We start from the raw sequence: 14,155 nt of genomic DNA on the forward strand, positions 1-14,155 counted from the left end.
CATGGCGAAGATCAAGCCCAGCAGGGGCGCCCCGTACGCACGCATCATGGGTGTCGGCGGTTACCGGCCCACCCGTGTCGTGCCGAACGAGGTGATCCTCGAGACGATCGACTCGTCGGACGAGTGGATCCGCTCACGCTCCGGCATCGCGACCCGCCACTGGGCCTCGCCCGAGGAGACCGTGACCGCGATGTCGGTCGAGGCGGCGGGCAAGGCCATCGCGGACGCGGGGATCAGCCCCGACCAGATCGGTGGGGTCATCGTCTCCACCGTCTCGCACTTCAAGCAGACCCCGGCGGTCGCCACCGAGATCGCGGACAAGATCACGGCGAGCAAGCCGGCCGCGTTCGACATCTCGGCGGGCTGCGCCGGGTTCGGCTACGGCCTGACCCTCGCCAAGGGCATGGTCGTCGAGGGTTCCGCCGAGTACGTCCTCGTCATCGGCGTGGAGCGGCTGAGCGACCTGACCGACCTGGAGGACCGTGCGACGGCCTTCCTGTTCGGTGACGGCGCGGGCGCCGTCGTCGTCGGCCCGGCGCAGCAGCCGGAGATCGGCCCCACCGTCTGGGGCTCCGAGGGCGACAAGTCCGAGACCATCAAGCAGACGGTGCCGTGGACGGACTACCGCGACGGCACGGTCGAGCGGTTCCCGGCCATCACGCAGGAGGGCCAGGCGGTGTTCCGCTGGGCCGTCTTCGAGATGGCCAAGGTCGCCCAGCAGGCGCTGGACGCGGCCGGGATCTCCGCGGCCGACCTGGACGTCTTCATCCCGCACCAGGCCAACATGCGGATCATCGACTCGATGGTGAAGACGCTGAAGCTGCCGGAGCACGTCACGGTCGCCCGTGACGTGGAGACCACCGGCAACACCTCGGCCGCCTCGATCCCGCTCGCGATGGAGCGGCTCCTGGCGACCGGGCAGGCGAAGAGCGGGGACACCGCGCTCGTCATCGGCTTCGGGGCGGGGCTCGTCTACGCCGCGACGGTCGTTACCCTCCCCTAGGCACACGTTCCGGCCCGCGAGGTCGGGACGGGCGCCGTCACATCCTCTGAGAAGCACAGAGCTACACACCGAAGGAGCGCCAACATGGCCGCCACTCAGGAAGAGATCGTCGCCGGTCTCGCCGAGATCGTCAACGAGATCGCCGGCATCCCGACCGAGGACGTCGAGCTGGACAAGTCCTTCACGGACGACCTGGACGTGGACTCGCTGTCCATGGTCGAGGTCGTCGTCGCCGCCGAGGAGCGCTTCGACGTGAAGATCCCGGACGACGACGTCAAGGGCCTCAAGACGGTCCGCGACGCCGCCGACTACATCCTCAAGCACCAGGCCTGATCGGATCGCCACCCGGCGGTGGCGCCGCATTCACGCATACCTCATACACGTGGAGAAAGAATTCCTGTGAGCCCGACCAATCGCACCGTGGTCGTCACCGGTATCGGCGCAACCACACCGCTGGGTGGCGACTCCGCCTCGACCTGGGAGGGCCTGCTCGCCGGGCGTTCCGGTGTCCGGCCCCTCGAAGGCGAGCGTTTCGCCGACCTGCCCGTGCAGATCGCGGCCCGTGTGGCCGTCGACCCGCTGGAGGTCCTGCCGCGGCCGCTGGCCCGCAAGTTGGACCGCTCGGCGCAGTTCGCCGTCGTCGCGGCGCGCGAGGCGTGGGCGGACGCCGGTTTCTCCGGCCCCGCCGGCGAGGACGAGAAGGTCCTCCCCGAGCGCCTCGGCTCCGTCATCGCCTCCGGCATCGGCGGCGTGACGACCCTGCTCGACCAGTACGACGTGCTGAAGGAGAAGGGCGCGCGGCGGGTCTCCCCGCACACCGTGCCCATGCTCATGCCGAACAGCCCGGCCGCGAACGTGGGTCTGGAGGTGAACGCCCAGGCGGGCGTCCACACCCCGGTGTCGGCGTGCGCGTCGGGCGCCGAGGCCATCGGCTACGCCATCGAGATGATCCGCACCGGCCGCGCCGACGTGGTCGTCGCCGGCGGCACCGAGGCGGCCATCCACCCGCTGCCCATCGCGGCGTTCGCCAACATGATGGCGATGTCCAAGAACAACGACGAGCCCGAGAAGGCCTCCCGCCCGTACGACAAGAGCCGTGACGGCTTCGTGCTGGGCGAGGGCGCGGGCGTGGTCGTCCTGGAGTCGGCCGAGCACGCCGCCGCCCGCGGCGCCCGCGTGTACTGCGAGGCGCTGGGCCAGGGCCTGTCCGCCGACAGCCACCACATCGCGCAGCCCGAGCCCACCGGCCGCGGCATCGCCGCCGCGCTGCAGAACCTGCTGGACTCGACGGACCTGAAGCCGGCGGAGGTCGTGCACCTGAACGCGCACGCCACGTCGACGCCGCAGGGCGACGTCGCCGAGGTGAAGGCGCTGCGCAAGGTCCTCGGTGACGACCTGGAGCACGTCGCGATCTCCGCGACGAAGTCCATGACGGGTCACCTGCTGGGCGGCGCCGGCGGCATCGAGACCGTCGCGACGGTCCTGGCGCTGCACCACCGCACGGCCCCGCCGACCATCAACGTCGACGACCTGGACGAGGAGGTCGACGCGGACGTCGTGCGCGGCGAGCCCCGTCCGCTGCCCGAGGGCACGATCGCGGCGATCAACAACTCGTTCGGCTTCGGCGGCCACAACGTGGTCCTCGCCTTCCGGACGGTCTGACGTCCGCCGCCGGGACGCCCCGGCCCGTGCGTGAGGAAGGCCCCCGCCCTGCTGGGCGGGGGCCTTCCGCGCTGTCCGAAGGCAGGCGCCGGGGCGCTCGGGTGGCGCGCGGTGGGGGACGTACGCGCGGGGTCGAGTGGGGCGGGGGGAGGCGCCGGGCGGCCCGGCGGGCGGTCAGACGACCTGGTGCAGCCAGCGGACCGGGGCGCCCTCACCCGCGTAGCGGAAGGGCTCCAGCTCGTCGTCCCAGGGCTTGCCGAGCAGCTTGGCGATCTCGGCCTCCAGGAGCGTCTCGCCCTGGGCGGAGCGGGCGAGGGCGGCGCGCAACCGGTCCTCGGGGATCATGATGTCGCCGTGGATGCCGATGACGGCGTGGAAGATGCCCAGGACCGGCGTGGCGCTGTAGCGCTCGCCCTCGGCGGTGGGGCAGGGTTCGGCGGTCACCTCGAAGCGGAGCATCTGCCAGCCGCGGAGGGCCGAGGCGAGTTTGGAGGCGGTGCCGGGCTCACCCCGCCAGGAGAACTCGGCTCTCCAGGTGCCCGGTGAGGCCGGCTGCCGGATCCAGTCGAGCTGGACCCTCGTGCCGAGCACTCCCCCGGCCGCCCATTCGACGTGCGGACAGAGCGCGCGCGGCGCGGAGTGGACGTACAGGACTCCACGTGTCGTCACCGGGACCTCCAGGGTGGGACGAGGTTCGCCTTTTCCCAGCGGCCTCAGTAAACAGCATCGGGAGCGAAACTCCACAAAAGGGACAGCTTGTGACGTGATGTAATTTACCGGAGCCGGTCGGCCAGGCGCGTCTGGTTCGACGGGGAAAAGCTACCGTGCGCCGGGTCTCTTGGGATGACGTACGGTCGGTCCCGTGGCCCGTCGACACCAAGCTTTCACTCGCCAGGACCCCGACCGCGTACGCCCGTCCGGGGGGCGCCGAGCGGCCGCCGTCGCGGCCGCGGCGGCGCTGTTCTGCGGTGCGGCGCTGTCCGGGTGTGTCGCGTCCCCCGGCGACGGCGGGGCGGACGGCGCGCGGCAACGGGCCGCCGCGGCCCGGCCGAGCCCCTCCCCCACCTCCCTCTGGAACACCCGGCCGACGTCCGTCGCCGCGGTCGGCGACTCCATCACGCGCGGTTTCGACGCCTGCGGGGTGCTGGCGGACTGCCCGGAGGCCTCGTGGGCGACCGGTTCGGACGCCGTGGTCAACAGCCTCGCGCTGCGGCTGCTGGGCGCCTCCGCCCTCCCCTCGCGCAGCTGGAACCTGGCCCGGTCGGGCGCCCGCGTCGCGGAGCTGCCCGCGCAGATGCGGCTGGCCGCGGCACAGAAGCCGGACCTGGTCACGGTCATGGTCGGGGGCAACGACGCCTGCCGCCCGTCCGTGGACCTGATGACGCCCGTGGCCGACTTCCGGACGTCGTTCGCGTCGGCGGTGGCACAGCTGCGGCGCGACGCGCCCACGGCGCAGTTGTACGTGTCGAGCGTGCCGGACCTGCACCGGCTGTGGTCGACGGGCCGCGACCACCCGGTGGGCCGGCAGGTGTGGCAGCTGGGCGTGTGCGGTTCGATGCTCGCCGACGCCGACGACCTCGGCGCGGCCGCCACGGCCCGGCGCGCGGCCGTGCGCGAGCGGGTGGTGGCGTACAACAGCGTGCTGCGCGAGGTGTGCGCCCGCGACGCGCGCTGCCGCTACGACGGCGGCGCCGTCTTCGACTTCCGTTTCGGCAGCGGCCAGTTGAGCCCGTGGGACGTCTTCCACCCGAGCCGGGACGGGCAGGGGCGGCTGGCGGAGATCGCCTACCGCGCCGTCACCTCCGCGGAACCGCCCGCCTAGGGGGTGTCCGGGCGGTCGGCGGTGCCGGGCACGGTCCGCGTGTCGCGGCTCGGGGCTCAGTCGAGTTCCAGGCAGACGCTCAGGCGCACGTCGGTGAGGGAGCGGCCGGCGCGGATCTCGTACCGGCCCGGCACGGCGGTCCACGCGGCCGCTTCCTCGTCCCACACGTCGAAGAGGCGGGGCGCCAGGCGGATCTCCGCCTCCGCGGCGGCGCCGGGCGCGGCCTCGACGGTCGCGAAGCCGATCAGCCAGCGGGCGGGGCGTTCGACGCGGTCGGCGCGGGGGGCGACGTACAGCTGGACGACCTCGCGGCCGGGCCGGGCGCCGGTGTTGCGGACGCGGACCCGGGCGGTGGTGGGGGTGACGTCCAGGGACTCGTACTCCCAGGTGGTGTAGCCCAGGCCGTGGCCGAAGGGGTAGGCGGGGGCGGGTCCGGCGGCGCGGTCCCAGGCGCGGTACCCGATGTAGGGGCCCTCGGCGTACCGCAGTTCGCCGTCGACGGGGGTGACGTCGGTGACCGGCGCGTCGGCGAGCGCGGCCGGCCAGGTGGTCGGGAGGCGGCCGCCGGGCTCCTCGGTGCCGAGGAGGACGTCGGCGAGGGCGGCGCCGCCCTCCTGGCCGGGGAACCAGGTCAGGAGCACGGCCGCCACCTCGTCCCGCCAGGGCGTCTCCACGGGCGCGCCGGCGTTGACGACGACGACGGTGCGGGGGTTGGCCCTGGCGACGGCCCGCACGAGGGCGTCCTGACGGCCCGGCAGGCGCAGGTCGGCGCGGTCGAACCCCTCGGACTCGACGCGTTCGGTGGTGGCGACGACCACGACGGCGGTGTCGGCGGCACGGGCCGCCTCGACCGCCTCGGCGATCAGCTCGTCGGGGTCGCGCCGGGGCGGGCGGTGCAGCAGCGCGAAGACGACGGCGGGCAGCGGGGACCTCGGGCCGCCGCCCGTGGTGTGGCGGAGGGACACCTCGACGGGCACGCCCTCGGCGAGGGTGAGCGCGCCGCGTTCGGCGGGGGCGCCGGCGAACGCCTCGAACGGGTCGCTCTCGTCGCCCGCCGCCTGCGTCCCCTCGTAGAGGGTCCGCCCGGCCACGGACAGCGCGAGGGCGCCGAGGCCGCGGGTGCCGAAGCCGTGGACGCCGCTCTCGCGGGGGGTGAACGTGCCGGTGATCTCGACGCTGTGGAGCGTGTCGTGGGTGACCCCGGCGGGCAGGTCGGTGGCGATCCACTGGATCTGGCCGGAGGGCAGCGGGGTGTCGGCGAGCACCGCCCCGGCGGCGTCGCGGCAGACGGCGCGCAGGGTGAAGCCCGGTCCGGCGGGGGCCGGTTCGTCGGCGGGGTCGGCGCCGACGGCGTATGTGAGGGCGACACCCTCGGGCAGGGCCGCCGCGAGGCCGTCGAGCGGGGAGACGGTACGGGCGGGGAAGACGTGCGCGGAGCCGCCGCCGAGGACGCGGGCGTCACGGGCGGCGGCCCCGACCAGCGCGATCCGGCGGGTGCGGGCCGGGTCGAGGGGCAGGACGCCGCCGGTGTCGCTCAGCAGGACGAAGGAGCGGTGCGCGACCTCGCGGGCGAGCGCCCCTCCGTCGACGGGGGGCGGGGGCGCGGGGACGGCCGGCGGGGCGCCCCTGAGCGCGCCGACGCGGGCGGCGAGGCGGAGCACGCGGCGTACCGCCCGGTCCACCAGTTCCTCGTCGACCTCCCCGGAGCGGACGGCGGCGGCGAGGGCCTCGCCGTAGACGGTCCGGGGGCCCGGCATGGCGACGTCGAGGCCGCCGCGCAGGGCGCCGGCTGTGGAGCGGGCGGCCAGCCAGTCGGAGACGGTGACGCCGTCGAAGCCCCACTCGCCGCGCAGCACGTCGTTCTGGAGGTACCGGTGCTCGGTCATGGTGACGCCGTTGACGGCGTTGTACGCGGCCATGACCGCCCAGGGGCGGGCGCGGCGGACGATCGCCTCGAAGGGCGCGAGGTACAGCTCGCGCAGGGCCCGGAGCGGGACGGTGTTGTCGACGGTGAAGCGGTCGGTCTCGGCGTCGTTGGCGACGAAGTGCTTGACGGTGGCGGCGACCCCGCCGTCCTGCACGCCGCGCACGTAGGCCGTGCCGATCTCGCCGGTGAGGTACGGGTCCTCGCTGTACGCCTCGAAGTGGCGTCCGCCCAGCGGGGAGCGGTGGAGGTTCACCGTCGGGGCGAGCAGGACGTGGACGCCCTTGCGGCGGGCCTCCTGGGCGAGCAGACGGCCGACGCGGCGGGCGAGCCCGGGATCCCAGGTCGCGGCGAGCGCGGTCGGGGAGGGCAGGGTGAGGGACGGGTCGTCGGGCGTCCAGCGCACGCCCCGGACGCCGACGGGGCCGTCGGACATGACCAGCGGCGCCAGGCCGACGGCCGGGACGCCGGGGAGGCTCCACATGTCACGCCCGGCCAGGAGGCTCGCCTTGGTGTCCAGGTCGAGCGCGCCGAGCGCCGCCTCCACCGCTTCGTCCGCCGCTTCGTCCGCCGTCATGGTGGCCCCTCCCGCTCCGTCCGACCCGCGTCGCCGCCCCCATGGTCACCCGGCCACCTGGCGGACAGTAGGCGTCGTTACCCCTTCGTGACGTCCGGGGGCCCGGATACCGTACCGTCCTGCTGCGGCACCGACGGGAGGAGCGCGGGACATGACGGCTGCCAGGCCCAGGAGCGAGGAGCGTCGCGAGGCCATCCTGCGCGCGGCCTTCGAGGTCATCGCCGAACGCGGCTACCGGGGGGCGTCGCTGGCCGCCGTCGCCGAACGGGCGGGCCTCACCCAGCAGGGGCTGCTGCACCACTTCCCCGGCAAGGAGGCCCTGCTGGTCGCGGTGCTGGAGGAGCGCGACCGGTGGGACACCGGCGGCAGCGGGGCGAGCGGCCGGTCCGGGTGGCGCCTGGACCTGCTGGCGACCCTCGTCGAGTACAACGCGATGCGGCCGGGCATGGTGCAGACCTTCTCGGCGCTGCTGGGCGAGAGCGTGACGGACAGTCACCCGGCGCGGGAGTTCTTCGTCCGGCGGTACACCGGGGTGCGGGCGGACATGGCGGAGCTGCTGCGGGCCGAGTTCGGCGAGCGGCTGCCCTCCGGCCTGGCCCCGGAGCGTGCCGCGCCTCTGCTCACGGCGGTGCTCGACGGGTTGCAGTACCAGTGGCTGCTCGACCCGGAGTCGGTCGACATGACGTCGGCGTTCCGGGACTTCATGGTGCTGCTGGGGTGGGAGGAAGCGCGGTAGACGCGTGGTGGCGCCGGGTGCGGGCGGCGGCGATACTGCGGCACTGCGACCACCCGACGGAAGGACCCCCGTGTCACCGATACGCACCACCGCCCTCGGCCTCGCCCTCACGACCGCCCTCTCCACCCTCGCGCTCGGCGCCGCGCCCGCCTCCGCCTCCGCCCCGGCTCCCGCCTCCGCCCCCTCCGCCGTCGCGGGGCCCGGCGCGGGGTCCACCTCGGGGCCCGCCGTCGAGGAGGCCCGGCTCGACCGGCCCGTGCCGCGGGAGATCCTGCGGCGTTCCGGGTTCGACACGGCGGCGCCCCGGTTCGCCGACGCGCTGCGCGGCGCGCGGACGTACGCGCAGGCCGAGCGGGTCACCGCACGGCACGGGGCGGAGCTGTGGCGGCGGGCCGTCGAGCGGGCGCAGGGGCGCGGACCGGCGGGCGGCGATCTCGCCCGGGACGACGACCGGCCGCTGTACTGGGCGCGGTTGGGCATGGTCCGGGCCCTGCGCGCCTGGGAGCCGGCCACCGCCCTGCCGGCGGGGGCGCGCGAACGGCTGGTCGACCGGCTGGAGTCGGCCTCGCGGGGCCAGGAGGCGGTCCGCTTCCCGGCCGGGCGGGGCGTCAGGCGGGTGCTGCTGACCGGCTTCGACCCGTTCACCCTCGACCGGGACATCCGGATCGGCAACCCGTCGGGCGCGGCCGCCCTCGCCCTGGACGGGACGCTGGTGCGCACGGCGGACGGCGGGTGGGCCCGCGTGGAGACCATGGTCTTCCCCGTGCGGTGGCGGGACTTCGCGGACGGCGTTGTGGAGCGGGCACTGCGCCCGCACCTGCCGCGCGTGGACCTGTTCACGACCGTCAGCCAGGGCCGCGTGGGCCGCTTCGACGTCGAGCGGTACAACGGGGCGTGGCGCGGCGGCTTCGCGGACAACGAGAACGCCTCGGAGACCGGCCCGGTGCCGGTGGCCGACCCGGCCACGCGACCGCAGTGGACGGTCACCAGCCTGCCGTACGCCGCGATCACGGCGGCCGCGACCGGTCCCTTCCCCGTGTACGACAACACGTCGGTGACCGAGGTGCCCGCCGGCGCGACCCAGCCGGTGGTCCGCCCCGACGGCCCCACGCCCGGCTCGGCGGCCCGCGCGGGCGGCGGGGGCGACTACCTCTCCAACGAGATCGCCTACCGGGCCACGCTGCTGCGCGACCGGCTGGGGCTGACCGGACTGCCGGGCGGCCATCTGCACACGCCGGTGCTCCGGTTCGGCGCGGACCACACGGACGCGGTGGAGGACCCGGCCTACCTGCGGAACCGGGCGGCCATCACGGCGCAGGTCCGCTCGGTCATCGCCGTCGCGGCGGGCGCGCGTGGCGTGGGCGGTACGGCGGACGCGGGCGGTACGAGCGCGGCAGGCGGTACGGGCGGGGCAGGCGGTACGAGCACGCCGGGCGGCGGTACGGGCGCGGCGGGCGGCGGTACGGGCGCGGCGGGCGCCGGCGGCGGTGCGACCGCCGGGCGCTGACGGGACGTCGGCCGCGCCCGGCGCGGCGCGGGCGGGGCCCGGCATACTGGGAGAGTGATCGTCGCAGCGGCCCAGTTCAGCGCGGTACCCGGGGACGTGGCGGCCAACGTCCGCACCATGGCAGGGATGCTCCGCGCGGCGGCCGGGGCGCGGGTGGTGGTCTTCCCCGAACTGGCCCTCACCGGTTACGAGCCGCAGCTCGTCGACCGGGACCGCCGGCTCTGGACGGACGCCGACGACCCGCGGCTCGACCCGCTGCGGGAGGCGTGCCGCGCGGTGGGCGCCGCCGCCGTCGTCAACGGCGCGGCGCCGGGAGCGGCGCCGGGCGACCGGCGGCCGTACCTGGCGTCGTTCGTGTTCGGCCCGGACGGGGCGCTGCTCACCCGCTACGACAAGCAGCACCTGTACGAGGCGGAGGGCGAGGTCTTCGCGGCGGGCCGCCGCGACGGGCGCTTCACCCTGGACGGGCACCGGTTCGCGCTGGCCACCTGCTTCGACAACCACTTCCCGGAGGTCGGCGGGCGGGCCGCGGCGGACGGCTGCCGGGTGTACCTGGCCAGCTCGCTGTACGGGACGGGGGACGGCGTGCGCCAGCGGGCGGCGGTCTATCCGGCCGTCGCCCGCGACCACGGCCTGTACGTGGTCCTCGCCAACCACGTCGGCCCGGCCGGCCCGTGGACCGGCTGCGGGCGCAGCGCGGTGTGGGGCCCGGACGGCGGCCTGCTGGCCGAGGCGGACGAGGTCGCGCCGGGGCTGGTCCGGGCGGAGGTCCCCGCCCCGTAGGCGGCCGGCCCCGGCCGGCGGCGCGGCGGACCGTGCGGTCAGTCCTTGCGCAGGCCGTACGTCCCGGGCCGGGCGGCGGGGGCGGGCTCCTGGTCCGGCCGGGGTGCGTCCGGCGCCAGCTCGCGCGCCATCAGCGTGGCCCCGGCGACGGCGCCGGGCATCAGGAAGACCGCGACGAACGGGACCAGGTACGCGAGGGTCAGCGGCACGCCGAAGCCGAGGACCATCATGCGGCGGCCGCGCAGCAGGGCCAGGCGGTCCTTCAGGTCCATGCGGCGGCGCTGGAGCGCGACGGCCGTGAGCTCCTCGGTGAGGAAGTAGCCGGAGACGCAGAAGGCGAGCACGGGGACGACGGTCTGGCCGACGACCGGGACGAAGCCGAGGGCGAAGAGCAGGATGCCGTAGCAGGCCACCCGCAGCACGACGCGGACGCTGTCGCGGGCGGAGATCCACAGCTCGCGGCCGAAGGACAGCCCCGACTCGGCGACGTGCCCGCCCTCCGAGCGGTCGACCTCCTCCGAGAGCGACTCGTAGAAGGGCTGGCCCACGAGGAGGGTCACCGCGGTGAAGGTGATCACGGCGAGGAAGAGCCCGAGGGCGAACACCAGGGCGGTGAGGAAGCCGCGGAACAGCCCCTGCCAGGGCGACGACCAGTCGTCGGCGAAGGGGGTGGCCCATGCGGTCAGGTCGTCGGCGCCGAAGGCCAGACCGACCAGCGCGCCGGCGTAGAGGACGAGGGTCACGAGGCCGGGGAGGAGCCCGAAGCCCAACCAGCGGCCGTGCCGGCCGACCCACCGCTGTCCCTGCAGGAGAAAGCCGAAGCCCTTGGCAAGATCACGCATGGGGTCACCCTATCGGGGCTCCTCCGCCGGTCCCCCGGCACGTCGCCGCGGGCGCGGTGGCGGGAGCGGGCGCAGCGCAGGCGGACGGCGGAGGGGCGGGACCGTGGAGTGCGGACACGGGGCGGGTGGGACGGCGGAGGGCCGCACCCCCGGTGGTCCCGGGAGTGCGGCCCTCGCCCGTGCGCGGCCCGCGCCGTCCGTCAGACGGCGAGCTCGACCGTGATGTTCCCGCGGGTCGCCTTGGAGTACGGGCAGACCTGGTGGGCCTTCTCGAGCAGCTCCTTGGCGGTGGCGGGGTCGACGTTCGGGATCGTCGCGGAGATCTTCACGATGATCCCGAAACCGTCGTCGTTCTTGCCTATGCCCACCTCGGCGGTGACCTGGGAGCCGGACACGTCGGCCTTCTCCTGGCGGGCGACGACGCCGAGCGCGCCCTGGAAGCAGGCGCTGTAGCCGGCGGCGAACAGCTGCTCCGGGTTGGTGCCCGCGCCGGAGCCGCCCATCGCCTTCGGCGGGTTGACGACCACGTCGAGCACGCCGTCGTCCGTGGCCACGCGGCCGTCCCGGCCGTTCTCGGCGGTGGCTACCGCGGTGTAGAGGACGTCGGACTGCTGGATGGACATGTAGGGGTTCCTCCCTGTGTCGCGCCGCGACTCGCGCCCACGATCGCGACGGCCTGGAGGGAGCCTAGCGGGTGAGAGAAACGATCATCTTACCGGTGTTGTCCCCGCGCAGCAGGCCGAGGAAGGCGTCGACGCCGTTCTCCATGCCCTCGACGATCGTCTCGTCGTACTTCAGGTCGCCCGAGCGCAGCCAGCCGGAGACCTCCTCCAAGAAGCGCGGCTGGAGGGCGGCGTGGTCGCCGACGAGCATGCCCTGCAGCCGCAGGCGCTTGCCGATGACCAGGGCGAGGTTGCGCGGGGCCGGGGTCGCCTCGGTGTTGTTGTACTGGGCGATCATGCCGCAGATGGTGGCGCGGCCGTGCACGTTGAGCGAGGAGATCGCGGCCTCCAGGTGCTCGCCGCCGACGTTGTCGAAGTAGACGTCGACGCCGTCGGGGGCGGCGGCCTTCAGCTGCTCGCCGACCGGGCCGTTCTTGTAGTTGAAGGCGGCGTCGAAGCCGTACTCCTCGACCAGGCGCTTGACCTTCTCGTCGGAGCCGGCCGAGCCGATCACGCGCGAGGCGCCCTTCAGCCGGGCCATCTGCCCGACCTGGCTGCCGACCGCGCCGGCCGCGCCGGAGACGAACACGGCGTCGCCCTCCTTGAAGGAGGCGGTCTCGAAGAGGCCGGCGTACGCGGTGAGGCCCGTCATGCCGAGCACGCCCAGGTAGGCGGTGAGCGGCGCGAGGGAGGCGTCGACCTTGGCGGCGCGCTTGGCCTCGACCTCGGCGTACTCCCGCCAGCCCAGGCCGTGCAGGACGTGGTCGCCGACCTGGAAGCCCTCGGCGGCGGACGCGACGACCTCGCCGACCGCGCCACCCTCCATCGGGTGGTCCAGCCGGAACGGCGGGACGTACGACTTCACGTCGTTCATCCGTCCCCGCATGTACGGGTCCACCGAGAAGTGGAGGTTGCGGACGAGGATGCGGCCCTCGCCCGGGGCGGCGACGGGGGCCTCGCGGAGCGCGAAGTCCTCCGGGACGGGCCAGCCGTGCGGGCGGGAGACGAGGTGCCATTCACGGCCGGACGTCGGGAGTGCGGACATGCTGCGTACCTCCATAGGATGTTTCACCAACTGAAACAACCATGCTCCTCGATATTTCATGTTGTCAAGTAACTGGGTAGGCTGGTGGGCATGGCCAGTACACGCACAGACCCGGTCACCGTCGAGGTCGTGGAACTCATCGGCACCGTCGTGGCGCGCTACCACGAGGAGTACGAGCACGCCGCGGCGCAGCACTCGCTGACCGGGGCGCAGGCGCGGGTGCTGAGCCTGCTCGCCCTGGAGCCGCTGCCCATGCGGCGCATCGCCGTGTCCCTGCGGTGCGAGCCGTCCAACGTGACCGGCATCGTCGACCGCCTGGAGGCCCGCGGCCTCGTCGAGCGGCGCCCGGACCCGGCGGACCGCCGGGTGAAGCTGGCCGCGCCGACGGAGGAGGGCCGAGCCACGGCGCGCCGCCTGCGGGACGCCCTGGACTTCGCCCGGGAGCCGCTGGCGGGCCTGTCGGTGGCGGAGCGCGCCCTCCTGCGCGACCTGCTGCGCCGCATGCTCGGCGAGCCCCCGGCCTGATCGAGCGGCCCGGGAACCGGGCGCGGGGCCGGCGCCGGCCACCGCGGCGGGCGGGCGCCGGCCACCGCGGCCGCCACCCGCACCGTCCACGCCACCGCCCGGCGGCGGCAGGAGCCACGGCGACGGCGACGGCGACGGCGTCAGGCTAGAAGCACCACCACAGCCACGGCGTGCAGCTCTTCGTCGGCGAGGGTGACGGCGCCGGCGAGGGCGGCGGTTCGGGCGCCGGTTCACCGGTCGGGGTGGGCGTCGGATCCGGGGCCGGGTCGTCCGGGGCCGGATCCGAGGGGGCGTCCGGCGGCGGCTCCGGGGCGTCGGCGGAGGCGGTCGGCCGGGTCGGGTTCTTCAGCCCGCCCTTGTGCTGCCCCTGCCCGGCCCCTCCGTCCTCACCGGTCCCGTCGCCGTCGCCGTCGCCGGGCGCGGTCCCGGCGCCGTCGGGGCCGCCGGTCGCGTCGCCGGAGCCCTCGCCGCCCGTCGACGCGGACGGGTCGGCGGTGGGCCTGGCCGCCGACGGCGACTCCCGGACCTCGTCCGGGCCCTCCGGCCGGCCGGTGCTCGGCGTCGGCACGGGCAGGGGTTCCGGCTGCGCCGCGTCCTCCTGCCGCACGGCGGTGGCCGCGCCGTCGTCGGCCGGGTGCTCCATCGCCAGCTCGGCCAGGCTGAGGGCGCCCGCCGCCAGGACGAGGCCGGTGACCCCCAGCAGGACGTTGCGGCCGCGCCGCCGCCGGGCGCGGCGTCCACCCGCCCGCGCGGCGCGCCGGGCCCCAGGCCGGCCCCCGCCGGAGCCGGAGCGGGCGGAGCGGGCGGAGCGGGCGCCGGCGGAACGTTCCTGCCGCGCCTGGGCACGGGAAGACGCCGCGGGCGGTACCGGCTCGTCCCGAGCGAGCTCGAAGACGCCGTCCGCCGCGGCTGTCCGGGGGTCGTCGCGCCGGAGCTCCTCTACGGGAGTACCGCACCCGGCGCAGGCCAGGGCTCCGTTGAGGTGCCTCTGACACTGGTGGCAGAAATCCATGGCGCCCGCAGAGTATGCGCCCGACGGGTGCCGCAGACCGGGGAGCTTGTGAGGA

General features: G+C 75.1%; 14 protein-coding genes. 8 read left to right on the forward strand and 6 right to left on the reverse strand.

Going from position 1 to position 14,155, the window contains the following annotated elements:
• The first annotated feature begins 1 nt into the window (after position 1).
• The 3 genes from LPA54_RS14410 (at position 2) to fabF (ending at position 2,665) form a co-directional block, all read left to right on the forward strand.
• Positions 2-1,003 (forward strand): ketoacyl-ACP synthase III, encoded by a 1,002-nt coding sequence (locus LPA54_RS14410; RefSeq protein WP_228977511.1) that lies wholly within the window; start codon positions 2-4, stop codon positions 1,001-1,003.
• An 84-nt stretch (positions 1,004-1,087) separates the two neighbouring features.
• Positions 1,088-1,336, forward strand: coding sequence for an acyl carrier protein (locus LPA54_RS14415; protein WP_228977513.1), 249 nt, complete (start codon positions 1,088-1,090; stop codon positions 1,334-1,336).
• A gap of 66 nt (positions 1,337-1,402) precedes the next feature.
• Complete coding sequence (gene fabF / locus LPA54_RS14420) at positions 1,403-2,665, forward strand: beta-ketoacyl-ACP synthase II (RefSeq protein ID WP_228977514.1); 1,263 nt, start codon at positions 1,403-1,405, stop codon at positions 2,663-2,665.
• Positions 2,666-2,839: 174 nt separating this feature from the next.
• Here the strand turns inward: fabF and LPA54_RS14425 are convergent, their stop codons facing one another.
• Positions 2,840-3,334, reverse strand: coding sequence for a DUF3145 domain-containing protein (locus LPA54_RS14425; protein ID WP_228977516.1), 495 nt, complete (start codon positions 3,332-3,334; stop codon positions 2,840-2,842).
• A 289-nt stretch (positions 3,335-3,623) separates the two neighbouring features.
• Between LPA54_RS14425 and LPA54_RS14430 the strand changes: the two genes are divergently transcribed.
• Complete coding sequence (locus LPA54_RS14430) at positions 3,624-4,487, forward strand: SGNH/GDSL hydrolase family protein (RefSeq protein ID WP_228977638.1); 864 nt, start codon at positions 3,624-3,626, stop codon at positions 4,485-4,487.
• Positions 4,488-4,543: 56 nt separating this feature from the next.
• Here the strand turns inward: LPA54_RS14430 and LPA54_RS14435 are convergent, their stop codons facing one another.
• Complete coding sequence (locus tag LPA54_RS14435; protein WP_228977518.1) at positions 4,544-6,988, reverse strand: beta-glucosidase; 2,445 nt, start codon at positions 6,986-6,988, stop codon at positions 4,544-4,546.
• A gap of 151 nt (positions 6,989-7,139) precedes the next feature.
• Here LPA54_RS14435 and LPA54_RS14440 point away from each other — a divergent pair, with 151 nt between their 5' ends.
• The 3 genes from LPA54_RS14440 to LPA54_RS14450 all read left to right on the forward strand — a co-directional run bounded on the left by LPA54_RS14440 (position 7,140) and on the right by LPA54_RS14450 (position 10,014).
• Complete coding sequence (locus LPA54_RS14440) at positions 7,140-7,724, forward strand: TetR/AcrR family transcriptional regulator (protein WP_228977520.1); 585 nt, start codon at positions 7,140-7,142, stop codon at positions 7,722-7,724.
• Between the two features lie 70 nt (positions 7,725-7,794).
• Complete coding sequence (locus LPA54_RS14445; protein WP_228977524.1) at positions 7,795-9,231, forward strand: pyroglutamyl peptidase; 1,437 nt, start codon at positions 7,795-7,797, stop codon at positions 9,229-9,231.
• Between the two features lie 54 nt (positions 9,232-9,285).
• The gene (locus LPA54_RS14450) at positions 9,286-10,014 is read left to right on the forward strand and encodes a carbon-nitrogen hydrolase family protein (protein ID WP_228977526.1); all 729 of its coding nucleotides are present in this window, start codon (positions 9,286-9,288) and stop codon (positions 10,012-10,014) included.
• 38 nt (positions 10,015-10,052) lie between these two features.
• On the opposite strand, the gene LPA54_RS14455 is transcribed toward LPA54_RS14450, so the two are convergent.
• From LPA54_RS14455 to LPA54_RS14465, 3 genes are all read right to left on the reverse strand, one after another.
• Positions 10,053-10,856 carry an EI24 domain-containing protein gene (locus LPA54_RS14455; protein WP_228977529.1) on the reverse strand — a complete coding sequence of 268 codons (804 nt, stop codon included), beginning with the start codon at positions 10,854-10,856 and terminating at the stop codon, positions 10,053-10,055.
• Positions 10,857-11,056: 200 nt separating this feature from the next.
• Entirely contained in the window at positions 11,057-11,479 is a 423-nt protein-coding gene (locus LPA54_RS14460; protein WP_228977531.1) for an organic hydroperoxide resistance protein, read from the reverse strand.
• 64 nt (positions 11,480-11,543) lie between these two features.
• The gene (locus LPA54_RS14465) at positions 11,544-12,563 is read right to left on the reverse strand and encodes an NADP-dependent oxidoreductase (RefSeq protein WP_228977533.1); all 1,020 of its coding nucleotides are present in this window, start codon (positions 12,561-12,563) and stop codon (positions 11,544-11,546) included.
• Between the two features lie 90 nt (positions 12,564-12,653).
• Here LPA54_RS14465 and LPA54_RS14470 point away from each other — a divergent pair, with 90 nt between their 5' ends.
• On the forward strand, positions 12,654-13,088 hold the full coding sequence (locus LPA54_RS14470; RefSeq protein ID WP_228977534.1) for a MarR family winged helix-turn-helix transcriptional regulator: 435 nt from the start codon (positions 12,654-12,656) through the stop codon (positions 13,086-13,088).
• Positions 13,089-13,233: 145 nt separating this feature from the next.
• Here the strand turns inward: LPA54_RS14470 and LPA54_RS42290 are convergent, their stop codons facing one another.
• A complete protein-coding gene (locus LPA54_RS42290; protein ID WP_267487120.1) occupies positions 13,234-14,100 on the reverse strand; it encodes a hypothetical protein in 867 nt (288 codons plus the stop codon).
• Positions 14,101-14,155 lie beyond the last annotated feature (55 nt).

Source organism: Streptomyces sp. DH12 (assembly GCF_020873895.1).
In the GTDB taxonomy this organism is placed as follows: Bacteria; Actinomycetota; Actinomycetes; order Streptomycetales; family Streptomycetaceae; genus Streptomyces.

Excerpts from the sequence above, each read along its gene's own strand:
- LPA54_RS42290 (WP_267487120.1), bottom strand. The coding sequence starts at position 14,100 with ATGGATTTCTGCCACCAGTGTCAGAGGCACCTCAACGGAGCCCTGGCC.
- LPA54_RS14410 (WP_228977511.1), top strand. The coding sequence starts at position 2 with ATGGCGAAGATCAAGCCCAGCAGGGGCGCCCCGTACGCACGCATCATG.
- LPA54_RS14435 (WP_228977518.1), bottom strand. The coding sequence starts at position 6,988 with ATGACGGCGGACGAAGCGGCGGACGAAGCGGTGGAGGCGGCGCTCGGC.
- LPA54_RS14455 (WP_228977529.1), bottom strand. The coding sequence starts at position 10,856 with ATGCGTGATCTTGCCAAGGGCTTCGGCTTTCTCCTGCAGGGACAGCGG.
- LPA54_RS14460 (WP_228977531.1), bottom strand. The coding sequence starts at position 11,479 with ATGTCCATCCAGCAGTCCGACGTCCTCTACACCGCGGTAGCCACCGCC.
- LPA54_RS14470 (WP_228977534.1), top strand. The coding sequence starts at position 12,654 with ATGGCCAGTACACGCACAGACCCGGTCACCGTCGAGGTCGTGGAACTC.
- LPA54_RS14440 (WP_228977520.1), top strand. The coding sequence starts at position 7,140 with ATGACGGCTGCCAGGCCCAGGAGCGAGGAGCGTCGCGAGGCCATCCTG.
- LPA54_RS14465 (WP_228977533.1), bottom strand. The coding sequence starts at position 12,563 with ATGTCCGCACTCCCGACGTCCGGCCGTGAATGGCACCTCGTCTCCCGC.
- LPA54_RS14415 (WP_228977513.1), top strand. The coding sequence starts at position 1,088 with ATGGCCGCCACTCAGGAAGAGATCGTCGCCGGTCTCGCCGAGATCGTC.